At 71.4% G+C, this 23688-nt stretch carries 16 protein-coding genes and 1 tRNA gene; 6 read left to right on the top strand and 11 right to left on the bottom strand.

Features of this window, described 5'->3' with window-relative positions; genetic code table 11:
• Positions 1-89: 89 nt before the first annotated feature.
• The gene (gene rfbC, locus MKK65_RS12580) at positions 90-641 is read right to left on the bottom strand and encodes a dTDP-4-dehydrorhamnose 3,5-epimerase (protein ID WP_243958009.1); all 552 of its coding nucleotides are present in this window, start codon (positions 639-641) and stop codon (positions 90-92) included.
• A gap of 212 nt (positions 642-853) precedes the next feature.
• Here rfbC and MKK65_RS12575 point away from each other — a divergent pair, with 212 nt between their 5' ends.
• The gene (locus MKK65_RS12575) at positions 854-1759 is read left to right on the top strand and encodes a DUF6925 family protein (protein WP_243958007.1); all 906 of its coding nucleotides are present in this window, start codon (positions 854-856) and stop codon (positions 1757-1759) included.
• 88 nt (positions 1760-1847) lie between these two features.
• Here the strand turns inward: MKK65_RS12575 and MKK65_RS12570 are convergent, their stop codons facing one another.
• The 5 genes from MKK65_RS12570 to queE all read right to left on the bottom strand — a co-directional run bounded on the left by MKK65_RS12570 (position 1848) and on the right by queE (position 9692).
• Positions 1848-5399, bottom strand: coding sequence for a tubulin-like doman-containing protein (locus MKK65_RS12570; protein ID WP_243958005.1), 3552 nt, complete (start codon positions 5397-5399; stop codon positions 1848-1850).
• A 3-nt stretch (positions 5400-5402) separates the two neighbouring features.
• Entirely contained in the window at positions 5403-5885 is a 483-nt protein-coding gene (locus tag MKK65_RS12565; RefSeq protein WP_058194901.1) for a hypothetical protein, read from the bottom strand.
• The gene (locus tag MKK65_RS12560) at positions 5882-7444 is read right to left on the bottom strand and encodes a hypothetical protein (RefSeq protein WP_243958003.1); all 1563 of its coding nucleotides are present in this window, start codon (positions 7442-7444) and stop codon (positions 5882-5884) included. Before MKK65_RS12560 ends, MKK65_RS12565 begins: the two co-directional genes overlap by 4 nt.
• Entirely contained in the window at positions 7408-8772 is a 1365-nt protein-coding gene (locus MKK65_RS12555; protein ID WP_243958001.1) for a hypothetical protein, read from the bottom strand. Before MKK65_RS12555 ends, MKK65_RS12560 begins: the two co-directional genes overlap by 37 nt.
• Before the next feature lie 287 nt (positions 8773-9059).
• Complete coding sequence (gene queE / locus MKK65_RS12550) at positions 9060-9692, bottom strand: 7-carboxy-7-deazaguanine synthase (RefSeq protein ID WP_243957999.1); 633 nt, start codon at positions 9690-9692, stop codon at positions 9060-9062.
• 254 nt (positions 9693-9946) lie between these two features.
• On the opposite strand from queE, the gene MKK65_RS12545 reads away from it, so the two are divergent.
• The 4 genes from MKK65_RS12545 to nth all read left to right on the top strand — a co-directional run bounded on the left by MKK65_RS12545 (position 9947) and on the right by nth (position 13987).
• On the top strand, positions 9947-11440 hold the full coding sequence (locus MKK65_RS12545) for a D-alanyl-D-alanine carboxypeptidase family protein (RefSeq protein ID WP_243957997.1): 1494 nt from the start codon (positions 9947-9949) through the stop codon (positions 11438-11440).
• A 64-nt stretch (positions 11441-11504) separates the two neighbouring features.
• Entirely contained in the window at positions 11505-12599 is a 1095-nt protein-coding gene (locus tag MKK65_RS12540) for a CobW family GTP-binding protein (protein ID WP_243957995.1), read from the top strand.
• A gap of 101 nt (positions 12600-12700) precedes the next feature.
• The gene (locus MKK65_RS12535; protein ID WP_243957994.1) at positions 12701-13225 is read left to right on the top strand and encodes a hypothetical protein; all 525 of its coding nucleotides are present in this window, start codon (positions 12701-12703) and stop codon (positions 13223-13225) included.
• 156 nt (positions 13226-13381) lie between these two features.
• Positions 13382-13987, top strand: coding sequence for an endonuclease III domain-containing protein (nth, locus tag MKK65_RS12530; protein WP_243957993.1), 606 nt, complete (start codon positions 13382-13384; stop codon positions 13985-13987).
• A gap of 6 nt (positions 13988-13993) precedes the next feature.
• Here the strand turns inward: nth and MKK65_RS12525 are convergent, their stop codons facing one another.
• From MKK65_RS12525 to MKK65_RS12510, 4 genes are all read right to left on the bottom strand, one after another.
• Entirely contained in the window at positions 13994-14311 is a 318-nt protein-coding gene (locus MKK65_RS12525) for an HPr family phosphocarrier protein (protein ID WP_058194682.1), read from the bottom strand.
• A gap of 269 nt (positions 14312-14580) precedes the next feature.
• The gene (locus tag MKK65_RS12520; protein ID WP_409565426.1) at positions 14581-18972 is read right to left on the bottom strand and encodes a translocation/assembly module TamB domain-containing protein; all 4392 of its coding nucleotides are present in this window, start codon (positions 18970-18972) and stop codon (positions 14581-14583) included.
• 129 nt (positions 18973-19101) lie between these two features.
• Entirely contained in the window at positions 19102-21045 is a 1944-nt protein-coding gene (locus tag MKK65_RS12515; RefSeq protein ID WP_243958209.1) for an autotransporter assembly complex protein TamA, read from the bottom strand.
• Positions 21046-21309: 264 nt separating this feature from the next.
• Positions 21310-22278, bottom strand: coding sequence for a LysR family transcriptional regulator (locus MKK65_RS12510; RefSeq protein ID WP_243958208.1), 969 nt, complete (start codon positions 22276-22278; stop codon positions 21310-21312).
• A 98-nt stretch (positions 22279-22376) separates the two neighbouring features.
• On the opposite strand from MKK65_RS12510, the gene MKK65_RS12505 reads away from it, so the two are divergent.
• The gene (locus MKK65_RS12505; protein WP_243957992.1) at positions 22377-23393 is read left to right on the top strand and encodes a zinc-dependent alcohol dehydrogenase family protein; all 1017 of its coding nucleotides are present in this window, start codon (positions 22377-22379) and stop codon (positions 23391-23393) included.
• 167 nt (positions 23394-23560) lie between these two features.
• Here MKK65_RS12505 and MKK65_RS12500 read toward each other — a convergent pair.
• Positions 23561-23637, bottom strand: a tRNA-Met gene (locus MKK65_RS12500).
• Between the last annotated feature and the right edge of the window lie 51 nt (positions 23638-23688).

Genomic DNA, 23688 nt, shown 5'->3' with positions numbered 1-23688 from the left:
AATGAGCCGCCGGCAGCTAAAGCCCGCCCGGCGTGACGAAAATACGGCCCCGCCGCTAGGCGGCCGGAAACGCCGGTTCAGAATGCTGTTTAGAACACCTGGCCGAGCGCTGCGAGCTTCGGCGCGCGACGATCCTTGTCGGACAGGATCGCGGCCGCGCCGGAGACCGGCCACGGGATCCCGATCTCGGCATCGTCCCAGGCCAGCGCGCGGTCGTGCTCCGGGCTGTAATAGGCGTCGACCTTGTAGGCGACCATGACGTCGGGGGTCAGGGTGCAGAAGCCGTGGGCGAAGCCGTGCGGGATGTAGAGCTGCTCGCCGTTCTCGGCGTCGAGGGTCACGGCCACGTATTTGCCGTAGGTCGGCGAGCCGCTGCGGATATCCACCGCCACGTCGAGAATTGTGCCTTGGAGCACGCGGATCAGCTTGGCTTGCGCCTGGGGGGCGATCTGAAAGTGCAGGCCGCGGATCGTGCCCTGCGGAGCCGAGAACGACTGATTGTCCTGCACGAACGGTGTGGTGATCCCGGCCTTGGCCATCGTGTCGGCTCGGAACGTCTCGGAGAACCAGCCGCGGCTGTCGCCGAAGCGCTTCTGCTTGATGCGCTTGACGTCCGGAATCTCTGTCTCGATCACGTCCATGCCAGCGCGCCCTTTCCCGCGGATGCCGGCGGCCGGGCCCGCGGATATCTCCGCCTCAGTCGTCCCGGGCGTCACGCCCGTCGCGCCGAGAACAACCTCGATGATCGATCCGCGACTTCCGGTCATTCGCCCGCCGTGTCAAGGCGTGCTGCCTGCGGGGACGGTGTCCCGGGCGGTTTTTACGAAGGTTAGTCTTGCGTTATGGGGCACCGATGACGGGTGGATCGGTCGAGTCCCTGCTGCGCGACCACCTCGCCGACCCGGCCTGCGCCTGGAGCCTCGGCGCCTATGGGGCGGTGGCCGCCTTCTCCCGGGATCCGGCCGAACCGACGGCGTTCCGCGAGGATGGCGGGATCGGCCTGGCGACCCAGCGCGGCGCGGTCGCGCTCACCGTGACACCGGACCTGGTGCCCTTCGCCTACGAGACCGGGTTCACCGGCGGCTGGAGCCAGGCGGTCGCCTTGTGCTTGCCCGCGTCGGCCTGCGCCATGAGCCGACGCGCGGTGTTGGCCGAGCTCGGGCCCGACGCGGCGGCGGCGCGGGCGCAGGATCGCGACGCGATCCTGTTCGATCTCGGCCTCGGTCTCCGGGCGGTCGATGCCTGCGTGCGCGTGACCGATCCCGGCCTCATCGATCGCCTGCGGGAAGCCGCCGGCCGGCCGATCTTCGCCCCCGGCAATCCAGTCGGGCCCCTGCTCGTCGCGGCGAGCCCCCACCGGGTGTTCCTCGCCCGTTTCGGCCGGATCGAGGTCTTTACGCCGATCCCGCCCGACGGCGGCGCCAGCGCCCCCGGACCGCACACCCACATCTTGCCGAAGCTCCTGCGGCTCGGCCGGACCCATGCCGCGACCGCGCCGATCCCGCCCGGCCTCGTGCCCTGCGCGGCCCTGCATCCGGCCCATCCCGCCAAGGACGCTTCAGGCCGCCGGGCCAGCTTCGACGCCGCCCGCCACGCCGCCTTCGGGCGCCTCCTCGACGCCTGGGGCGATCCGGCACTGACCGCGCTCCGGCACACCGTGCTGGCCGGCGGCGAGCCCGATCCGGCGCTGACGAACAGCCGCTTCGCCCGCTCGGCGATCCGGGCGGCGCGAGCGCAGGTTTTGGCGATGGGCATTTAGCGCCACCGCCGTCATTGCTTCGCTACGCTCGCAATGACGGTGCGGCCGGCGAGAAGCCGTCGGCCACCATCGTCCACCGAGCGCAGCCTCAGCGAACTGGCGGCGGCGGGGGCGGCGCCAGCAGTGGGGCCAATGCCGGGTGATCGCCCGCGGCGATCCAGGCTCCGCCCTGCGGGTGGATCTGTGTGGCCGCGCTCAGGGCGCCCGCCCGGGCCTGGGCCACGAGTTCGGCGAGCGAAAACGGGCCTTCGACCGTGTCCCGGTAGACGTAGAAGAGAGCACCCGGCGACGGTGGCGGCGGGGCGGGGGCGGCCGGGCTGGCGAGGCGGAGCAGGGCCTCGGTGGTGAAGGAAGCGGGCTCGATCACCCGTTTGTCCACGGCCCGCAGGGCCGGCGGGTAGGACGGGTCGCGGTTGGCCTCCTCGGCGGGCACGTCGGCGAGGCTGCCCGGGATCGGCTTGGTCCAGGCCTCGATCTGCGTGAGGAGCGCGTCGAACAGCCGGTCCGGATCGCCCGGCAGGCCGCCGGCCTCGACGGCGCCCTGGCGCCAGCCCCGGCTGAGCGCGTCGGCCACGGCGTTGCCGATACCGCCGACCCTTGCCTCGGCGTCGAAATTCACCGTCTCGCGCCGGGGGGCGTAGGCGCGCTTGGCGGTCCAGGCGAACAGCGCCGCCATCGCGAGGTTCTGGACCGGCGACAGGGCCGCCTCGGCCTCGGCGAGCTGGGCCGCGATCGCCCCGCGCTGGACCCGGTCGAACAGCTTGCGCCGCAGGGTCCGCTCCGAGCCGACGCTGCGCCAGTCACCGGGCTCGAAGGCGAAGCGCCACAGCCCGGTCTCGGGGGCGCGCTGGAGCAGGCCGAGGCAGACCGCGCGCAGGAACAGCGACAGGGTCTCGCGCAGGGCGTCGGCTTCTTCGGCCGAGGGCGCGACAGGGTCCGGGAAGCGCAGATAGTCCTTGTGGTTGTGGAGCGGGATCGCGTCGAGACGGTCCAGCTCCTGCGCGTAGGCGGTGCGCCAGTCGCGCCGCAGGGGGCCGAGCACGTCGAGCGGCACGCCGGACAGCTCGCAGTAGCAGACGATGCGGCCGCGCTGGCTCGATTCGAGGAAGCCGATCTCCCCGGCGCCCAGCACCGGCGGCAGGCTCGCCCGCAGGATCGGGCCGAACTCGGCCTGGAAGGCGCGCGAGCCCTCCACCGCCAGGATCGTCTTGAACTGGTCGCCGCCCGGGCTGAAGGCGTCGAACCGCGCGTAGATCCAGGGCATGCAGCGCAGCAGCATCAGCTCCAGGGTCTCGCGCTGCCGGGCGGGGGGTAGCTCGCGCAGGGCGTCCAGCGCCGAGGGGATGCGGGCGCGGTGCGGCCCGAGCCGGCGGCGGGCCATGTCGCGCACGGCGTTGAGCAGGTCGGCCCGGGTCTCCTCCTCGCGCAGCAGCGCGAAGATCGCGCGCGACCCGCCATAGGCCCGGAACGCCTCGCGGGCCCAGGCGAGCTGCTCGGCGGGGGCGACGGCGATCTTATCGGGCAGGTCGCCCGAGGGCAGGACCAGGAAGGTGCCGCCCGAGGGGCGCTCGATGGCGTTGCGGATCTCGGCGATGTCGAGGCGCAGCTCGCGCATCAGCCGGCCGACATCCTCGTGGCCCTGGTTCAGGGCGCCGAGCAGCCCGTCGTAGCGGGCGGCGCCGGTCTCCGGGTCGCGCCCGGTCCGGCTGCCGAGCTTGGCCGAGACCCGGCGCAGCAGCTCGGCCGCCTCGCGGGCAGCCACCGACCGGATGCGCAGGACGCAGGAGCCGCGCAGATCCTCCCTTGCCTGCTCCAGGTAGCGCTCGGCGTCGCGCCGGTGGGAGAAGATCAGGCCGGGGCGGACCTGGTCGAGCCGGCTGAGCGAGGCGGAGAAATGCTCGGCCAGCATCTCGTCGGCGAGCCGCGCATAGGTGTCGGCGGCGGCATTGAGGCGGGCGAGCGCGCCGCCGCCATCGGCCTCGATCAGGTCCTTCACGCCCTCGATCAGCGCCCGGGCATAGTCGAGGCCGCCGCGCTCCTGGTCGTCGAGCAGGCGGTAGAGTGCGGCGGGCAGCGCGCCGTCTCGGTCGGATAGCCAAGCCGCTTCGAGCTTGGCGCGAACATCCAGAACCTCGGCGCCGCGGGGGCCGTAGGCCGCGCCCGAGCCGGTGCGGCCCAGGATGTCGTCGCGCAGGCGCTCGGCCTCCTTGCGCAGGTTCGGCGCCCAGTCCCGGGGGCTGGCGATCTCGGCCTTGATCGCGTCCACCGCCTCCTCGACGCCGAGCGCCACCGATTCCTGGATCGACGAGCCGTCCGCCCGCTGCAGCAGCGTGCCGACGAGGTCGTATTCGGGGATGCCGGGGGGCGCCGGCCGCAGCACCTTCGGGAAGGCCTCGAAGGCGGAGAAGCGCAGGGCGAGCCGGTCGGCGGCGAAGCGGTCCCGCTCCTCGACCGTGGGGACATGGCGCTCGCCCTGCCCCCGGGCGACGCCGAAGAACGCCTCGACCATGCCGAGACCGGCCCGGGCGGCGTGCTCCTCGAATTCGAGGCTGCCGCGGGTGGCGAGCACGGCTTGGCCGAGCGCGGAGTAGTTCAGCGAGAACAGGGCGGATCGGCCGGCGCGGTCCGGGCTCGGCGGCGCCCATTTGCGCATCTTGTGCTGGGTCTGGTTGACCCCCGTCGAGCGCTTGCGGCCGGAGAATTCGGAATTGCCGAAATCCTCGAACAGCACGTCGGCCATCATGTCGTAGAGGTCGCCGATCGCGCCGGTGCGCTGGTCGGCGAGGTTCTGGGTGTCGAACAGGTAGACGTCGCTGAACGGCCGCTCGACCCCGCGGGCGACCCGCGCGTGGTCGCCCCAGCTCTCGACATAGGGCGGCTCCGGATTGCCGCGCATGGCGTATTCGAGCTCGGACAGGGTTGCGACGCCGTTGGCGAAGACCCGGTCCTTGTTGGCGCCGACATAGCCGGAGGGCAGGACCAGGAAGAGGTCGACCGCGTCGGGGCGCTTGGGCGTCTCGAGCGAGGAGATCGCGTAGCCGGCATCGATCACCGCCCCGGAGCCGGTGCCCCCGGCGACCGACGCGACCACGACGACGCGCAGATCCGTGGCGGTGTCGAGGCCGAGCGCGCGCAGCTGCGCCTCGTTCGAGACGTTGGCCAGCACCGCGCCGGCCTTGGCCGTGAGCCGGTCCTGGAAGTTGCGTACCTCGTCGAAGAACAGCAGCCGCGCGATGGCCCGGATCTGCCCGGCGCCCTTGGAGGCGTCGATGCGCGACAGGTCCCGGGCGGGAAGCCAGGAATCGATATGCGGGTAGCTGCGCCGCTCGGCCTGGTAGCGGGCGAGATTGACCGCCTTCTGCAGGGTCTCGCCCTCGCGGAACGCGACCTTGGCGGAGAGCGCGTCGGTGGCCGCCGCCCGGCCGGCCTCGCGGGCCTCCAGGGTGTCGGTGTCGAAATACAGGAAGGACGCGGCCGGGAACTGGTCCAGCGCGCTGATCCGCGTCCCGTTCCAGTCGGCCTGGAGGATGCGGCGGCGCAGGCGCAGCAGCACCTCCATGCCGGTGCCGCCCAGCGCCACGAACACGGTCGGGCGGACTTTCAGGAGCGTCTCGGTCTCGGCGGGCCGGGCGTCAGCCATATCTCAGCGCCTCCGGTCGGGTGCGCGCAGGAACAGCACCAGGGCGGCGCCGAACAGCACGAGGCAGAGGGCGAAGCCGGCCGCGAGCCCGGCCCAGGCCTGCCAGAGCCGGCCGACCGTGGCGCTCACCAGGATCGCCGCGGTGAGCATCAGCGCCGAGAACAGCATCCAGCTGGCGCCGTCGGCGGCGTCGAGCGTCGCCCGGCGGTTGATCAGGTGGGCGCGCACCCCCTGGCGGACGAACAGGAACAGCAAAGCCAGCACCACCAGGGCCGCCGCGCCCAGCGCGAATTCCGTGGTGGTCGGCCCCCGTTCGAGGGTGCTGAACGGGTTCGCCCCAGTGGTGGATTGGGCGGGCGGCGTCGGCAGCGGCTCCGCCTGCGGGCTCGGGGTCTGCGGGGCGGGGATTGTAAAATCCTGCCCGGTCCGGGCCTGGACGCGGACGATCCCCGGAGGCCCGACGCGATCGATCGACAAAAAAATCATGCGTCGGGTCCGGGCTCCTGAAGGCGGGTGGCGCGGGCCGGCCCCCAAAGCCCCGCCCGCACCTGCCAGCGGCTGCCGTCGGGCGCGCGCAGGGTCTGGGTGCGGTAGGGGCGCAGGCTGACCCGCTTCGGAACGGTGCCGAGCATCACGGTCTGGACCCGTGCCCGGGCGAGCGCGAGGGCCCCGAGACCGGCCGCGCCGACGAGCGCCAGGGCGCTCGAGGCGGCGGCGATCAACGGCCAGGGCGAGAACGCCGCCTCGATCCGCACCGGCAGGCTCACCGAGGCTTCCGAGATACCGCGATAGTCCCGGAACAGGCCGGGCAGCCGGCCCTCCACGGCGCTCCCATCCCCAACCGGCCCGCCCATCTGGTCCCCGGACAACAATCCGCTGCCGAAGATCGGCCGCACCCGTTCCAGGAAGGCCGGATCGAGTGTGAGGCGCAAGTCCGCCAGCCGCAGCGTGAGCGTTCCATCCACCGTGCGGCCGTCGGAGAGCAATCCGGCAAGGCCGCTCGGGCGCCGGATCGGCGGCAGGGTCAGCACCACGGAGAGCGGCCCGCTCTCGGCCTGCGACGCCAGGTCGGCGATCTCGGCGGGCGAGACCGTGGCCTGGGCCAGCCCAGCCTCGGTGCCGACCTCGCTCCAGCTCAGGGCGAGCCGGGCTGCGGCGACGCGCTGCGGGTAGAGGCCGTTCTGCAGATGGGCGGTGAGCCGCAGGGCCGTGCCGGCGGTCGCGTCCGCCCCACGCACCACCAGAACGCCGTTCTCCAGCCCGGCCTGCAGGCCGCCGGTGTCGAGTCGGTCGAAGCGCAGGGTTAGGCCGCCGGCCAGCACCGGCTTCAGGCTCACGGGCGGATGGTTGAACAGGGCCTTGAGGCCCGGCGCAGCCACGGCGGCTTCGAGCGCACGGCCTCCAGCCGCACCGTAGCCGATCCCATAGATGACGAAGCCGCCCTCCGAGAAGTTGCGCCCCTTCAGGGGCATCCGCACCGGGTAGGCGACGATCCGGCTGATCGCGTCGGATTCGCGAAGCGCCGTATAGAAGGCGGCGGTGTTGCGTGCGACCTCGGCGCTGTTGCCCGGGCTGTTCTTGTTGTTGGTGACCATCCAGATCACGCCGTCCCGGCCGCGCAGGCCGGTGCGGATCGCCCCGAGCAGCGCGCCGTTGAAATCGGCATCGGCATAGGCGGCGCTGCCGGCCTTGCGCGGCAGATCGATCGCAGCGATCGCCGCCCGGACCCGCGCGGCATCGTAGGCGCCGTCATACAGGATGCGCGGCGAGGGCCGGCCCGGGACCTGCCCGTCCTGGTCGAAGGTCGCCACGGCCATATCGGCTCCCGGGACCCGGGCCGCCGCGACCAGGGCCTCGACCAGAGGTCGGAACTGCGAGCCCTCCGCGGTCAGGAACGGCTCCATCCAGCCGGTATCCTGCACAAGAAAGACCTGCCGCACCGGCGTCTCGGCCCAGGCGTGTCCGCCGAGCGCAAGGACGAGTATCATAACGGCCCGCAGGAACGCGCTCATGCCGTGCGCAGCCGCAGGGCGTGGCAGCGGCATGCCGACCGGCTCCACAGGTAGAGCACGCCGTCGTGCAGCAGCGCCCGTGCATCGCCGATCCGCGACACCGCGAGACCGACCGGCAGGCGGCGCAGGCCGGCCCCGTGGGCGTGATGGAGGACGTGGCCGGTCACCGGTGCCGGCAAGCTCTCGCCGCGCAGAAAGCCGCCGCGGGGGCCGGGAATGTCGAGAGCGAGCAGGATCGTGTCGCGGGCCAGCGCCAGAAGGGGCACCAGCAGGTTGCCGGCATGGGCGCCGAGGTTGAGCGCTTCCTCGGCGGCCTGCCACGGCACGTCGAACCGCTCCGCGCCGGAATAGGTACAGGGCCCGGCCGCGAGATGCGGCCCGTCGAGCTGATGAAGCGCCGGATCCGACGCCAGGGCGGCGAGGTGATAGCGGCCCTCCAGCATGCCGAGCTGGTGGTGGAGGTCGGCGCGGTCGCGCCAGGAGGCCTGCGCGATGATCGGCGCGAAGCCTGCGGGCCAAGACGCGACTGTGGTCTCGTCGCCGAGCGTCCGGCAGGCGACGAACCCGTCCGGACCGGTCCAGAACGTATCGCTGAGGCGGTTGGTCCAAGGGCCGGCGAAATCCGCATCGGGGGCAGCGCAGCCGAGGTCGCGCAAGTCGAGGGCGGTCGAATCGGCATCTTTCCGGCAGAGGACGAGACGGCCGCCACGCTCGCCGAGAGCGAGGAGGCTGCCGCTCTGCCGGCTTGGGGCAGACAGGAACCGCAGGCCCGGTACCCGAGCCTCGGTGTGAACGAGGCTTTGCGTCAGCTGGGGCAGGCGCACGCTGACCAGCACCGCGGCGGTGGTGTAGGCGATGCCCCGGCGGCCCGCCGTGATGCCGGAACCCACCGGGTGCGGCGGCAACCGTCCGAGCCCGACGAAGTTACGGCCGTCCCACTCCTCGAACGCGCCCAGGTTCTCCTGGAACAGGTAGAGCGCCGCCGGGTGTCCGGCCCGGACCAGCGCCGGAACGCCGCTCGGCAGCGGTACCTCCGTCGCGCTCTCCAGATCGATATCGAGGATCTCCGGGGCCAGCGCCGGGACCGGCGGTCCCAGGGGCGCGCCCGTCTCGGGCGAGTGCGCGAAGGCGGCCGGGAACGGCCGGCCCTGCCGGTCTCGCCGGATGCCCAGATGGGCGATCCGGGCATCGTCAGCGGGAATCGCGACGCCTGCGACCTCGGCCGCGACGGGACGCCCTGCCCGGAATCGCCAGTGCTGGCGCCCGGCCAGGCTCGTGACCCGCGGGTCCGGATCGATCGGCCAGACGCCCTCCGGCGCGGCGCGGGCGAGCGGCGATGGATCGTCCAGACTCAAGGGCACCGGTCCAGGGGCGGGAAGGCGGCGGGGATCGTTCCTGATTTTTCGCGGGATGGGAAGGGCGGGGCTTGCGCGATGCCGAGCAATGGAAGGGGGGCACCCATCGATCGTTGCTCCGCTCGGTCTCAGTACGAAGCGCCTTGTCATTCCGGGGCGCCGCAGGCGAGCCCGGAATCCAGAGCCGCCGACGGCGCAAAACCTTGAGCGAGTTGCGTTTCTGGATCCCGGGCTCCGCTTCGCGGCCCCGGGATGACAGGGTGGATGATCGAACGGCAATCAGACTCCCACGCTCACGGGATTCCGATCATCTTGTGCGTCTGCAGCGACAGCCGCCAGCGGGCGTCCTGGCGGCAATAGGCGATGGCGGCCTGGGTGTTGGCGCCCTGCTCCGGCCCGTCCATCGGCTGAAGGAAGCGGTGCCGGAAGGCGAGGCCGACGAAATCCGCCGGGTCTGCATCGGCCTGGGGATAGACCAGCTTCAGTTCATGACCACTCGTCTGCGCAAGGGGATTGGCACCCTTGGGGCTGACGCAGATCCAATCGATGCCCGGGGGCGCCGGCAGGGTGCCGTTGGTCTCGATGGCGATCTCGAACCCGTGCCCATGCACCGCCTCGATCAGGGGTGTGTCGAGCTGCAACAGCGGCTCGCCGCCGGTGAACACGACGTAGCGGCTCTCCGGGCCCCCGGCCCAGGTCCGGGCGATGGCGTATGCCAGGGCGGCGGCATCCGCGAAGCGACCGCCGCCCTCCCCGTCCAGGCCGACGAAATCGGTGTCGCAGAACCGGCAGGCCGCCGCCGCGCGATCGGCCTCACGCCCGGACCAGAGGTTGCAGCCGGCGAATCGGCAGAACACCGCCGCGCGGCCCGCCTGGGCGCCCTCCCCCTGAAGGGTGTGGAAGATCTCCTTGACCGCGTAAGCCACCGCTTTTCCCGAAACCTGTTCGCCTCACAGCCCTCCGCACATAAGCGGCATGCGGCCTGTGGACCACTGGTGCCCGAGCCAGGCAGACCCGCGGTTGTGTCCCGCCTTGCTCTTGCCACGGTGGAGACGTTCATGCCGTGATGCAGCACGACGACCGCCCCCGGCGGTCCGGGCTGCACGCATCCCGGCCGGCCGGCCGGAAGATTGGTGCCTCGCGGCGCCGCCGTGGCGATCCTCTGACGAGTCGGGCTCGAATGTCCTCTTCTCTCCTCCGGCGCGTGACCGTCGGATTCGCGGCGTTGACGGGGCTTCTCGGCACGAGCCTCATCGGGATCCAGGCCGCCAACGCGGTGACCTCGCCGATCCTCGTGGTCGATGTGGATTCCGGCAAGGTGATCTACGCGCAGGCGCCGACCGATCCCTGGTATCCGGCCTCGATCACCAAGCTGATGACCACCTACGTCGCCCTGGACCTGGTGCGGCAGGGCAAGGTCTCGCTCGATTCGATGATCACGATCTCGGCGGCGGCGGCGTCCGAGCCGCCCTCCAAGATGGGCTTCAAGCCGGGCACGCAGCTCACCCTCGACAACGCCCTCAAGATCATCATGGTCAAGTCGGCCAACGACATCGCCTACGCGATCGGCGAGAATCTCGGCGGCTCGATCGAGGGCTTCGCCGACCTGATGAATGAGACCGCGCAGCGGATCGGCATGCGCGACAGCCGCTGGACCAACCCCAACGGCCTGCCCGACCCGCGCCAGTGGACCTCGGCCCGCGACATGGCGGTGCTCGCCCGCGCGCTGATCCGCGACTTCCCGGATTCCCACGACCTCTTCTCGATCTCGGCGATCCAGTTCGGCCGCGCCGTCATGGCCAACCACAACGGCCTGCTCGGCCGCTATCCCGGCGCCGACGGGATGAAGACCGGCTTCATCTGCTCGGGCGGCTTCAACGTGGTGGCGACCGCCTCGCGCAACGGCCGCCGGGTCATCACCATCGTGATGGGTCAGCCGAGCCCGCGCGAGCGCGACGTGAAGGCCGCCGACCTGTTCGACTACGCCTTCAACCAGAGCGCCGGCTGGACCAGCCCGACCCTCGACGCCCTGCCGGCCTCGTCCCTCGGTGGGCCGCCGGATATCCGCCCCTACGTCTGCGGCGGCAAGAAGCCCCCGGCGATCGACGACGGCGCCGGCGCCGTCAGCGCCCCCGGCTCGGCGGCACAGCTGATCGGCGGCGCCGCGGCCAATTCCCCGGCGCTCGCGATGGCCGCCTTCTCCAGCCCGGCTTTGCGCGCCCGCACGCTCCCGCCGCGGGCGCCGCTGCAGCCGATCGCGGTCTGGATCGGCCGCAACCCGGCCGAGGGCCAGCAGATCCTGGCGGCGCAGGAATCCGAGCAGAAGACGGCCGCCGCCAACACCCGGGCCGCCCGGCTGGAAGCCGCCAAGGCCAAGCGCGAGGCCGCGCTGCAGGCGGCCAAGCAGGCCCGCGAGGCGCGGCTTGAGCAGGTCAAGGCGGCCAGCGCCGCCAAGGCTGCGGCCAAGCCGGCCGCGAAGGTCGCGGCGAAGCCGGCCCACGGCCTGCCGCGGAACGCCAGCGCCTATACGGCGGCGGATACGCCGGGCATGCCCGAGGCCAAGCCCGGCAAGGGCCTCTCGAAGCCCGCCGCCCACAAGGCGCCGGCCAAGCCGGAGGCCAAGAGGGCCGAGGTGAAGAAGCCTCAGGGCAAGAAGGCCGCCGCCGAGGAGTAGCGGCCTCTCGGCATCGCGCTCCGGCGCGTTGCCTCCGACCCCGAAAAACCCCATCTCGGCGGTCATGTCCCTGACCGCCTCGCCCGCCCCGGATCCGCGCCGACCGGAGCCGATCCCGCTCACTGTGCTCACCGGCTTCCTGGGGGCCGGCAAGACCACGCTGCTGAACCGGCTGCTGCGCGATCCGGCGCTCGCCGACACGGTGGTGATCGTCAACGAGTTCGGCGAGATCGGGCTCGACCATCTGCTGATCGAGACCATCGACGAGGACATGGTCCTGCTCGGCGCCGGCTGCCTGTGCTGCACGGTGCGGGGCGACCTGATCGCCACCCTCGAAGACCTGCTGCGCAAGCGCGACAACGGCCGGATCAAGCCGTTCCGCCGGGTGGTGATCGAGACCACCGGGCTCGCCGACCCCGCGCCGATCCTGCACGCGCTGATCTACCATCCTTATCTCGTGCTCCGGTACCGCCTGCAGGCGGTGGTGACGGTGGTCGATGCCATGACCGGTGCCGCCTCCCTGGATGCCCACCCGGAGGCCGTGCGCCAGGCCGCGGTGGCCGATCGGATCGTCCTGACCAAGGCCGACCTCGCCGGCGACACCGCCGGGATCCGCGCGCGGCTCGCTGCCCTCAACCCGGCGGCCCCGATCCTGCCGCCGGATGCGCCCGCGGAGGATCTGCTCGGCGGCCTGTTCGGCCTCGACGGCAAGGGCGCCGACGTCCGCGCCTGGCTCGGCGACGAAGCCCTGGCGCACGAGCATCACCACCACAACGACGTGAACCGCCACGACGCGTCGATCCAGGCTGTGTGCCTGACCAGCGCCGCGCCGGTGCCGCGCCCGGCCTTCGAGATGTTCATGGATCTGCTGCGCTCCGGCCACGGGCCGAAGCTGCTCCGGCTCAAAGGGATCGTGGCGCTCGCCGACGACCCGGAGCGCCCGATCGTCGTGCACGGGGTCCAGCACGTATTCCACGCGCCCTTGACCCTGCCGGCCTGGCCCGATCCCGACCACACCTCCCGGCTCGTCCTGATCCTGCGCGATCTCGACCCGGCCTTCGTCCAGCGCCTGTGGGACGCGTTCCTGGGTCGTCCGCGGGTGGACGCGCCCGACGCCGCCGCGCTCACCGACAACCCGCTGGCGATCCCCGGCCCCTGATCCCCGGGCGGCACCGTCCTTGAAGCCACCGACCCGAACGGCGCCTCCGGGGCGCCCCGCGTCCCGGAATGGGACACTTGGTCGAGGGATCGGGACAGGCGATGGCGCGACGCTTCACCGTGATACAGGGCGGCCTTTCGGAGACGACGGCCCTGCCGGCGCCATCGGATCGGCCGCGCCCGCCGCTCGTCCTGGCCTGGAACCGGGATGCGCAGAGTGTCCCCGCTGCTTCCGGCCTGCCCGACGGCGAAGCCGCCGCGGCGATCGACCGGGCGATCCGCACCCGCCTCGCGGTGCTCGGCCGCCCGGTTCGGCCCGCGGGCGCAAGCCGGGCGCCGTCCCGCGCAGCGGATCGCCCCCGCCAGCCGCGGGCGATCCCGGCGCACAACGTGCTCGGCGTGCGGCCAGAAGGCTGGGCGCCGCCGGCCGTGGCCGTGCCGGTGTTCGAGGATGGTGTGCGCGCCGTCGCCGCACCGTCAGCACCTGCTCAGGGCGGGATCGCTCGCGGCCTCTCCGCCCGGAGGGGCGCGCTTCGGTTGGCGCTCCTGCGCCGGATCGATGCGATCGTCGCCGGAATGGTCAACCTTGGCGCCGGTCCGGTCGCCTGGCGACGGGTGCGGGGCTGAGCGGGGCCGTCAATCCGCCGCGTGTTGAGCCGGCCGCCACGGCCCTAGCTGGTCCGCATGGCGCGCGACACACTCCACGGACTCCGACCCACGCCCCGCCGGACGAGGACCCGCGCAGCGGCGGCCCCCGGTGAGGCCGGCCGCGTCGAGGCCGTGATGGCGCGTCTGGCCGAGGCCGACCCGGACCCGAAGGCGGGGTTCGACGACACCGATCCGTTCCGGCTGCTGGTGACCGTGCTGCTCTCGGCCCAATCTACGGGCCCGACGGTGGCGCGGATCGCCGACGCGCTGTTCGCACGGGTGAAAGACCCGGCCGGGATGCTGGATCTGGGCGAGGCGCAGATCACCGAGATCGTCCGGCCTGTGGGGCTCGGGCCGTCCAAGGCGCGCAACATCGTCAAGCTGTCGGCGGCTTTGATCGAGACCTATGACGGCGCGGTGCCGCGCAGCTCGACCGAGATGCGCCGCCTGCCCGGCATCGGCCGCAAGAGCGCCGAGGTGACGGCGAATTTCGCGTTCCGCGAGCCGGTGATCGCGGTGGACACCCATGTGTTCCGGGTCTCGAACCGGATCCCGCTGGCGGAAGGCGCGACGGTCGATGCGGTTGCGGACGGGCTGGCCGAGGCCGTGCCCGAGCGCTTCAAGGACGGCGCCCACATCTGGCTGTTCCGGCACGGGCGCGACACCTGCACGGCCCGCAATCCCGCCTGCACGCGCTGCCCGGTCTCGGACCTGTGCACCTGGCCCGGAAAGGCGATCTGAACGGGCCTACTCGTCCTCGCCGAAGCGGTTCGCCAGCAGGGCCTCGATGCCGTCGAGGCAGGATTGCGCATCCGGGCCGACCGCCGTGACGGCGATGCGGGTGCCCATGGCGGCGCCCAGTGTCAGCAGGCCCATGATCGAGCGCCCGCCCACGGTCTCGCCGGCCCGCGTCACCGTCACCACGGCGTCGAAGCGTTCCACGGTCTGCACGAACTTCGCGGATGCGCGGGCGTGGAGACCCCGCCGGTTGATGATCGGCAGCATCCGCAGGAAGCCGCCGTCCGGCACCTCGGGATTGTCGTCCGGCTCGAAAAGCTCGTCCATCGCCCTTCGTGGTTCCCGCCCGAATGTCGGCTGATCGCGCCGCTTGCTTCGACACCTAAGCAGACTTGCCCCGGCGCGCCAACGGATCATCGGCCGAGCTTTTTGAACCGGCGCGAGTTTTGAAGGTGGATTTGCGCATTGGCCCGGCGACGCGCGGCCCGATCATTGATCGAACGGTATGGGCGCTCTCCCTCCCCGCAGAGGGGGGAGGGAGAGCGCGTGTCAGGTCTCGACAGTCAAATTCCAGAGCGCGGGACGACGAAAACCCCCTACCACTCGTACTCCGCCCCCACACCCAGGCTGGTGCGGCCGTCGCTCCCCGCCTCGCCCTTCAGCTTGATCCGGCGGGTGACGTCGAAATCCACCCCCACGGCCGTGTCGGCGGGCTTGGCGCCGGCCTTCACGCCGACGCTGACCCGGTCCGAAATGTAGCGCGAGGCGCCCAAAGCCGGGCCGCCGCTCGCGCCCGTCGAGACGTCGAGGCTGTCGAGCCCCAGACCCTTGCGGGCCTGCTCGAACACGTCCGGCCCGGCGGCGCCACCCGAGAGCTGCGCCACGGCCTGGGCGAGCTGCAGAGCCTGGAACGGCGACAATCCGCCGGCCGCCTTCTTGAACAGCAGGCGCGACAGGATCTCGTCCTGCGGCAGCACCGGATCGGAGGTCAGGCTGAATTGGGGGGCGTCCGCGTAGCCGCTCACCGCCACTCGGGCGGTGACGTCCCCGGCCTTGGTCTCGGCGGCGAAATCGAGTTCCGGCGTGGTCAGGCTGCCGGCGAAGGTCAGGTTGCCCCGGCTGAAATCGAGGCGCTGCCCGACCAGCTGAAACACCCCGCGGCGCATGCCGAAACCGCCGACCGCGTTCGGCGCCCGTGACGTCCCAGTGACCCGGAGCGACCCGCCGAGCTCGGCGTCGATGCCGCGCCCACGTACGAAGATGTGGCTCGGCGCGTCGATCCGGACGTCCAGGGTGGCGTCGAACGGCACGGCCGGCTTGGTCGAGCGCCGTCCGGGTTTCGCCGCCGCTTTCCGGTCGGCGCGCTGCGCCAGCCGCGCCCGCACCTCCGGCGGAGTGTTGACGTGGCGCACCCCCGGCAGCGGCTTGACCGTGGCGGGCAGCCGGTCGGGTACGGCGACGTCGATCGACACGACGTCGACCCGGCCGCTGATGCGCGGGGTCCGGGCCAGCGGGCCGGCTAGGTTGAGATCGACGCTCGACACCGCCGTCATCAGCGGGCTGGAGACCAGCTCCGCCTTGTCGGCGGTGACGTGGAACTGGCCGGGGAAATCCGGCTCCAGGGCGACGCGACCTGTGACCGAGAGGCGGCCGCCGTTGCGGGCCGATGCAGTGAGGCGCTCGACCACGACGCTGTCGCCCCGGCCGGTCACGCGGCCATCGATGTTGGTGAGCCGGATGCCGTTGAGCGGGTCGGTGAAGCTGCCGCCGGTCAGCACGGCCGAACCCTCGGCCCGGGGCGCCGCCAGAGTGCTGGTGACGCCGCCATCGATGGCGATCCGTCCGGTGACGCTCTGGCCGCCGACGCTCAGCAGCGTGTTGGCGAGCGACGCGTCGAGGGTGCCGCGGGCGCGCAGGTTCAGCGGTCCCCCGGTCTCCACCGGCAGCGCGCCGGTCACCGTCAGGGCGACACCCCGCCCGGCCGTAACCCGGCCGTCGAGGCTGGCCTGCCCGTCCGACAGGTTGCCCTTGGCGCTGGCATCCACCGGCGGCAGCCCGGCCTGGCGGGTCTGCGGCGCCACCAGCTTGGAGACCGTGAGCGCGTAATGGCCCTCCGGGCTCGCGGCTGGGCCATGCAGGTCGGCGTCGCCGTCGAGGGTGCCCGAGAGGGCGAGGTCGGGCGCGGCGATCCGGGCGAGCGAGAGAGGCAGCGCCCGGATGGCCACCTTCAGATCGAGGGTCCGGCCGGCGCGGCCCGCGAGCGTCACCCGGCCGGAGCCGGCCGCAATCGACAGCCCGTCGATCACCGCACCACCGTCGCGCAGGGTCACGGAGGCCGGGCCGGTGAGAGCGAAGCGGTCGCCGCCCCGGGCGGCCGAGAAGCGCTGGATGTCGATGCGCGTGTCGTCGGCCGGCACCAGCCGCACCGCGCCGTCGAGGTTGAACCCGCGGGCCTTGGCGGTGAGCGTCACGTCGCTGCCCGCCGGGCTCCCGATCGCGGCGAGGCGGACCGTGTCGATCTGCTGGCCGGCCGCGAGCAGCCGGTCGGCGTCCAGGCGCCCGTCGAGGACCGGGTGAGCCCGGAGATCGCGGCCCTTCAGGGCGGCATCGAGGCGGTTCAGGCCGTAGGCACCGTAGCGCAAGGCGGCCCCGGTCGCCCGGATCGCCGCGTCCTGGCGGCCGCCGTCGCGGGCCAGCGTCACCGTGGCGTCGAGTTGCCCGGCCAGGGGCTCCGGAGCCAGCGGGGAGATGTCGGCGAGGTTGGACGCCTTCACCGCGAGGGTACCGGCCGACAGCCACGTGTCTGCCGCGACCGTGGCGTTGCCCGAGACCGCCACCGAGCCGAGGTTCAGGTCCATCCGGTCGAGGACCCAGTCCATTCCGGCCTTCGCCACATGGGCCCCGCCGCGCAGCGCCTTGCCGGCGACGTCGCCCGAGAGCGTCAGCGTACCGTCCGGCGCCAGCAGGGCGTCGGAAAGGACGGCCTCGGCCCGCAAGTCACGGATCGGCTTGCCCTCCGCGGTCGCGGCAGGCGCCGTGACCGTCGCGGCCAGCTGCGGATGCTCCAGAGACCCCGTCATGCGCGCGTCGATGCCGGCGCGGCCGGTCAGGCGGCCGTCGAGATCGCCCAGGCTCTTGAGGTCCACGCGGCCGGTGACATCGGCGGTCGCCGACGTCGCCTCGCCCTGCAGGGTCGCGGTCAGGCCGGTGCCCTCCAGCCGCAGATGGTCGAAGCCGTAGCCGTCATAGGATTGCGACACCCGGCCCTGGAGCGTCGGTGCGCGGCCGAGCACCCGGTCGGCCGCCGCGATACCGGTGGCCAGGCCAGTGCTGGTAACAGTGAGGTCGGCGGCCAGCGCCTTCCGGGCCGGATCGCCGCTCAGTCGCGCTTTCGCGTCCAGGCTGCCGGCGAGCCCGCGTCCGGCGATCCCCGAAAACACGGCCAGATCCGGCAGGGCGGCATCGAGGGTCCCGGTCAGGGTGTTCTGCCCAACCCGGCCGGCATAGCTTGCCTTCGCCGTGTCGGACTCGACCCGAAGGTTCGACACGTCGATCACCCCGTCCGGCCCGGAGGCGGCCCGCAGGGTCAGCTGCGCCCGGCTGCCGAGTGCCCGGCGCAGGGCCGGATCGGCGAGGCGCAGGCCCTCGACCTTGCCGTCCGCCGTGATCGCGAAGCGCTGGGCGGACGCGTCGCCCTGCGGCTCGACCCCGAGGCGCGCCTCGATCCGGTCCAGCGCCGAATCCCGGCTGCGCAGGCCCGCCGCATCGAGATTGCCCCGCACCGTCGGCGTGGTGATCGGCCCCTTCACGCTGCCGTCGAAGACCAGTTTGCCGATCTCGGCCTCGCCGGCCTTGGTCACCGCACCCTCGGTTGGCAGGGCACGGGCCTGCAGCGTCAGGTCGGCGATCCGGTCCTTGGTCAGGCTTCCGCCAGCGGCGAGCCGCGCGGTGCGCGAGGTCAGCTCCAGCCGATCGATCCGGAAGGCGCCGCTATCGGCAAAGGCGAAGCCGCCTTCGAGCTGGGTCGTGCCGGCGAAGACCGACGCGGCCGGACCCGGCACCAAGCCCTCGATCCGCGCGGCCAGATCCAGGGCCAGCCGGCGCTCGGCCCCGATCCGGGAGATCTTGGCGCCGCCCTTGGCGCCGATATCCGGGCCGGCGGCAAAATCGAGATGGGCGTTCCAGGCATCCAGGGTGCCGGTGCCGGCAAGCTCGAAATCGATCGGCGGCGTGCCGGGGATGTTGGCCGCCTTCGACAGCAGCCCCCCCGCGGGCTCGACCAAATTCGCCGTCAGCTCCAGCTTGTCGCCCTGCGGCACGTAGACGAGGGCGAGCAGGAAGCGCCCGGCGGCGTCGAGGCGCTGAGCCCGGGCCTGCAGATCGAGCCCTTCGCTCGCGGCCCCGAGCCGCGCCTTGCCCTCTGCCGAGAGCCGGGCCGGTTGGCCGGCCACGGGTTCGCCCAGAACCAGTTCGGCCAGCTTGAACCCCTTGATCTCGACCTTCACGGGCAGGTCGGGCAGCAGCTTGCCGTCGGGTTTCGCCTCCGGCGGAGTCGGGCCGGGGATCGGCCGGCGCAACACCTCGATCCGTCCGATCTCCAGGCTGTCGACCTCGAGCCGTCCCGACAGCAGCGCCAGGCGCCGCCAGATGATCCGGGCCCGGTCCATCTTCAGCCACACGCCGTCGCGGTCGCTCACCGCCACGTCGCGGATGGTGGCGTCCGACGAGAGCGCGCCGTCGACCGCGCCGATCGCCACCCGCGACGAGGGCGTGGAGAGCGCCCGGGACAGCAGCCCGCCGAGCACGGATTTTTCCGCGTCGTCGGCGTGGGTCGTGCTTGGAGCGACGGAGAAGATCGCGCATCCCAGAATCAGGCACAGGGCGATCAGGACCCGCGCGGCGCCCTTCCCCCCCCTGCTGGGGAGGGGGCCACCCGAAGGGGGGCGAGAGAGGGGAGCGACGGCGCAGGATAGGGCGGAGCCCTTCATGCCGGTCGCGATCGTTCCCGACGCCGGGCTCCCCTCTCGCGACCCGGCCTGACGGCCGACCCATCCTCCCCCGCAGAGGGGGGAGGGAGAAATCCTGAGCTCGCCCCGTCTCCCGAAAAAACCAGCCATTCAGAACGCCTGCCCCAGGCTGAGATACAGGACGGCCGGGCGGACATGGCCGCCCTTGTAGGGGTCGAGCGGGAAAGCGAGGTCCGCGCGGATCGGGCCGATGCCGGTGTAGTAGCGCAGGCCGATGCCCACCGATTTCCGGATCTTCTCATCGAAATCCGGCAGCGCCGAGGCGAAGGCGGTGCCCGCGTCGAAGAACGGCACCACCCCGATCGTGTCGGTGATCTTGATCCGCGCCTCCAGCGAGGCTTCAAGCAGGCTGCGGCCGCCGATCGGCAGGTTGAACGGGCCGATCGGCCCGAGCGTCCGGTACGGGTAGCCGCGCACCGAGCCGCCGCCGCCCGCGAAGAAGCGGAAATTGTCCGGGATGTCGCCGAGCGGCGCGCCGGAGACCGAGCCGAAGCCGATCCGCCCGGCCAGGATGTAGCGGGCTTCGTCGTCCAGCGAATAGTAGGTCGAGCCCTGCGCCTTGGCGACGACGATCCCGGGCGACGAGATCGCCCCGGGATAGGCCGCCAGCGACGCGATCGCCCGGAACCCCTTGGTCGGGTCGAGCAGGCTGTCGGTGGAATCGTAGGTCACCGAGGCCGGTACGCCGATCAGCCGGTAATTGACCGTGCCGAGCGCATCCTTCGAGCGCCCGGCCTGCGCGTCGAGCCCGATCTGCGCCGAGAACGTGTCCGAGAACCGGTGCCGGATCGCCGCCGAAACCCCGCCGCCATCGACCAGGTAGCTCTGCTGGACCTCGCGGGTGATGAAGGCGTTGGCCAGGAAGTCGTTGCGGGTGCCGCCGAGCGCCGGCTGGACATAAGTGGCCGACAGGCGCCCGCCGAGTCCGTTGGTGCCGATCCCGGCGATCTTGCGCTGGGTCGCGAACGGATCGTTGCCCAACCCCAGGTAGTAGATGTCCGCGTCGAGCCGGAACGTCTCGCCGCCGCCGAAGAGATTGCGATTGGCGTAGTAGGCGCGCACCCCGGGCCCATCGACCGTGGAATACCGCGCCGAGACGCCGACGAGATTGCGCTCGCGCTCGGTCAATTCGGCGAAGAGCGGCAGGTTTCCGTCGGCGTCCAGCGCCGTCCCTTCGCGGACCCGCGCGGCGCCGATCGCCTCGATCCGGGTCAGCGACTTGCGGATCGCCGCGACCGCCTGGGGCGAATACGGGTCCCCCGGCTCGGCATAGATGAAGGACCGGATCGTCGCCGGGTCGATCCCCGGCGCACCATTCACCGCCACCGGCCCCAACCCGGCCAACGGCCCGGGCTCCACCGTGAAGGTGACGTCCATGACATGGGCGGTGTCGTCCACCACCGGATCGCGGGCCACCACCTTGGCGAAGGGGTGCCCCTGCGCCCGGAACTGGTCGACGATCCGGGCCTCGCGGGCCAGCACCGTGGCCGAGCGGGCCGGCACACCGTCGTCCACCCGGGTAAACCGCTGGGGGAGCACGTCGTCCGGGAACGGCCGGCCGGCGACATCGCGCACCATGATCCGGCGCAAGGTGTAGAGCGGCCCGAGATCGACCGCGATCCGCACCGGCACGAGGCCGCGATTGCGCCATCGCTCGGCAGCGCTCACTGCGGCAGCACTCGCGGCCTGACCCACAACCGGTACCGAATCGATCCGGATCGCCGCCGTACCCTGATAATAGCCGTAGCCCGAAAGGACATCGGCCAGCTTGGGCAGATCGGTTTCGGCCCGGCGCAGCAGCCCCTCCGCGTCAGGCGGCGGATCCTGGCGCAGACGATAGAGTGTCGAGATATCCTGAAGCGCCTGAAGAACGTCGGAATCGTCGGTGCCGGTGATCCGCACAGCATATGGCATCGCGGTCGCGCTGGGCGCAGGCGGCTCGGGCTCAGAGCCGAACAAACCGAACAGATCGAAGGCCCGCGCCGGCATGGGATCCGCCGCGAGGAGCGGCACGGACGCCACCGCAACAAGCATCAAGCGCGGCAGCGAACGCGGCGCACCGGGCAAGATCGATCGGCTCAGGCGAATGCACACGCGCAAGACGCGGTCTTCAGCTCCGATCGAAGTCGGCAGCACCGCTCGCTTGCACGGTCATCGATAATCCCCCCAAGGCCACGTCAGCGTAGCCTAGCCTACCTTAACGGTCTCGGTGCCAAGGGCCAACACCAAGCCGATGATGGGGCGGGGATGCGGCGTGCGCCCAGGAGTCCGGAAATTCACGCCTGGGCTTAGAGGACGTCAGAGCGACATGGTTTCCAAGGGCGAAATTGGTTCCGGCCTGGCAGGGCTCCCCCTCGGCAACGTGGATTCCTCTTGAAGTTCTGCCACCAACGCATCGATCGCCATGCGCACGCGCAAAGGCAGATGCGGGGTCTGCGGCCAGAGCGCGTGACTTTCGAAGACATGTGCGGGCAGATGATCGAGCACCGTGACGAGCCGGCCCGCATCCACGTCGTCACGGATCAGCCAATACGGCAGCCAGGCGAGACCATGGCCGGAGATCGCTGCATCGCGGATCGCGCCGACCTCGTCGAACCGCATGCGGCTCGGCGGCACGATCTCCGTCGTTGAGCCCCCTGGTTGCGGAAACAGCCACGAGCGGGCGTAGCCGGGACGGCCATAGAGCACCGCATGATGGCGCGGCAGATCGGCGAGCGAAGCGGGAACACCGGCGCCATCGAGGTAGCGCGGGGCCGCGCAGACCCGCATCAGCTGGTATGCGATCCGCCGCACCATGAGGCCGGGCCAGTGCCGCAGCTGTCCGTTCCGCACCACCAGATCGAAGCCATCGTCGACCACATCGACCAACCGGTCGCTGAAATTGAGGTCGAGTTCCAACGCCGGATGCGCTTCTGCGAGCCGGATCAGGATCGGCGCGATGCGGAGCCGTCCGAACAGCACGGGCATCGAAACACGCAGCCGTCCCGCGATGATGCGCCGGCCGGAATCGAGCAGCGCCGTCGCGGTCTGCACCTCGGCGAGCGCCCGCCGACCATGTTCGAAGAACGTTTGCCCATCATCCGTCAGGACGAGCGAGCGGGTCGTGCGGTGGAACAGTCGGACGCCGAGCCGATGCTCGAGGCGGGCGATGCTGCGTCCGACGGCCGAGCGTGTGAGATTCAGCCTGGACGCTGCGGCCGAGAAGCTGCCGGCTTCGGCCGCCGCAATGAACGCCGGCAGGTCTGCCAGGATATCACCCGGGATCATTGTTGCTCCGCGCGCACCGATCTCGGTCCAAATGAACGCCACTGAGCCGCGCAGATCAACGCTACGCATCTTCGATCTCAGGAGATCGGAGATTTGCGATGACGATGATGCGGCGTTGGGAGATGACCGGCTTCGGCCGCGGGAGCCTGCAGCTGAGGCGGGTGCCGATACCCGAGCCCCGGCCTGGGCACGTCTTGGTGAAGGCTGCAGCTGTCGCGTTGAACTTCCGCGACAAGCTCGTGATCGAACATGGGATGGGCCTCGCCCTCGATTTTCCGTTCACCCCCGCCTCCGATCTTGCGGGACCCGTTGCCGCCATGGGTGAAGATGTGACCCGGTTCCGCTCGGGCGATCGGGTCATCACGACCTTCTTTCCCGGTTGGATCGACGGACGGTCCGCAGGATCAGCGAAGACGCTGGACGCCCGCGCACTCGGCGGCGGTCATCCGGGCGTCCTGGCGGAATACGTGTCGTTGCCCGAAGATTGGGTCGTCGCCGCGCCGCGAAGCCTCGACTCTGCGGAAGCCAGCACGTTGCCCTGCGCAGGTCTCACAGCATGGTTTGCTCTGGTCGAGCGCGGGCAATTGAGGGCTGGCCAGAGTGTGTTGGTCCAGGGCACGGGCGGCGTCGCGCTGTTCGGCCTGCAGATCGCCAAGGCCCACGGCGCCGAGACCTTCGTCACCTCCGGGTCTGCGGAGAAGCGCGAGCACGTCCGTGCTCTCGGCGCTAATCACGTGATCGACCGAGACGGTTGGGTCGGATCGGTCTACCGGCTCACGGCGGATCGTGGGATCGACCACATCCTCGAACTCGTCGGCGGGGCGCATGTTGCCAAGTCGCTTGAAGCAGTCGCCATCGATGGACATGTTTCGCTCATCGGCGTGATCGAAGGATTCGATCTTTCGGCTGCTGCAGCGAATGTCATGCTCAAATCCGCCACCATCCAGGGCATCCGCGTCGGCCACCGCCGTGCGCTGGAGGATCTAGTCCGAGCCGTGGACGTCCTGAACCTGAAGCCGGTGATCGATCGGCGTTACGGCCTTGAAGACGTGCCGGTCGCCCTCGATCATCTGGATCGCGGTCCGTTCGGTAAGATCGTGATCACGTTCGACTGACAGAGAAACCGATGGGGCTGGCGATCAGCCCCCTCCCCTGCTCCACAGCAGCGGCCTTCCCGTCCACGAAACAATCCAGTGCCCCGTGGGGGCCCTCAACGCGACCAAGCCGGTCCGCGTGAGCGAACCGGCTTGGTTGTGTGGTCGCGTGGTTGTGTCGGTGAGTTTGGTTGCGGGGACAGGATTTGAACCTGTGACCTTCAGGTTATGAGCCTGACGAGCTACCGGGCTGCTCCACCCCGCGCCAAGGTTGTGCGGCTGATCCGGTCTGGCTGTCCGCCTGTGTCGGGCGGGC

Source organism: Methylobacterium sp. J-001 (assembly GCF_022829565.1).
In the GTDB taxonomy this organism is placed as follows: Bacteria; Pseudomonadota; Alphaproteobacteria; order Rhizobiales; family Beijerinckiaceae; genus Methylobacterium.
The sequence above is the reverse complement of the archived record's forward strand: the minus strand, read 5'-3'. Positions and strand labels throughout refer to the sequence as shown.

What these genes read in the sequence shown, in the direction of transcription:
- rfbC (WP_243958009.1), bottom strand. Translation starts at nt 641, where the DNA reads ATGGACGTGATCGAGACAGAGATTCCGGACGTCAAGCGCATCAAGCAG.
- MKK65_RS12575 (WP_243958007.1), top strand. Translation starts at nt 854, where the DNA reads ATGACGGGTGGATCGGTCGAGTCCCTGCTGCGCGACCACCTCGCCGAC.
- MKK65_RS12570 (WP_243958005.1), bottom strand. Translation starts at nt 5,399, where the DNA reads ATGGCTGACGCCCGGCCCGCCGAGACCGAGACGCTCCTGAAAGTCCGC.
- MKK65_RS12565 (WP_058194901.1), bottom strand. Translation starts at nt 5,885, where the DNA reads ATGATTTTTTTGTCGATCGATCGCGTCGGGCCTCCGGGGATCGTCCGC.
- MKK65_RS12560 (WP_243958003.1), bottom strand. Translation starts at nt 7,444, where the DNA reads ATGCCGCTGCCACGCCCTGCGGCTGCGCACGGCATGAGCGCGTTCCTG.
- MKK65_RS12545 (WP_243957997.1), top strand. Translation starts at nt 9,947, where the DNA reads ATGTCCTCTTCTCTCCTCCGGCGCGTGACCGTCGGATTCGCGGCGTTG.
- MKK65_RS12540 (WP_243957995.1), top strand. Translation starts at nt 11,505, where the DNA reads ATGTCCCTGACCGCCTCGCCCGCCCCGGATCCGCGCCGACCGGAGCCG.
- MKK65_RS12535 (WP_243957994.1), top strand. Translation starts at nt 12,701, where the DNA reads ATGGCGCGACGCTTCACCGTGATACAGGGCGGCCTTTCGGAGACGACG.
- nth (WP_243957993.1), top strand. Translation starts at nt 13,382, where the DNA reads ATGGCGCGTCTGGCCGAGGCCGACCCGGACCCGAAGGCGGGGTTCGAC.
- MKK65_RS12525 (WP_058194682.1), bottom strand. Translation starts at nt 14,311, where the DNA reads ATGGACGAGCTTTTCGAGCCGGACGACAATCCCGAGGTGCCGGACGGC.
- MKK65_RS12520 (WP_409565426.1), bottom strand. Translation starts at nt 18,972, where the DNA reads ATGAAGGGCTCCGCCCTATCCTGCGCCGTCGCTCCCCTCTCTCGCCCC.
- MKK65_RS12515 (WP_243958209.1), bottom strand. Translation starts at nt 21,045, where the DNA reads ATGCTTGTTGCGGTGGCGTCCGTGCCGCTCCTCGCGGCGGATCCCATG.
- MKK65_RS12510 (WP_243958208.1), bottom strand. Translation starts at nt 22,278, where the DNA reads ATGATCCCGGGTGATATCCTGGCAGACCTGCCGGCGTTCATTGCGGCG.
- MKK65_RS12505 (WP_243957992.1), top strand. Translation starts at nt 22,377, where the DNA reads ATGACGATGATGCGGCGTTGGGAGATGACCGGCTTCGGCCGCGGGAGC.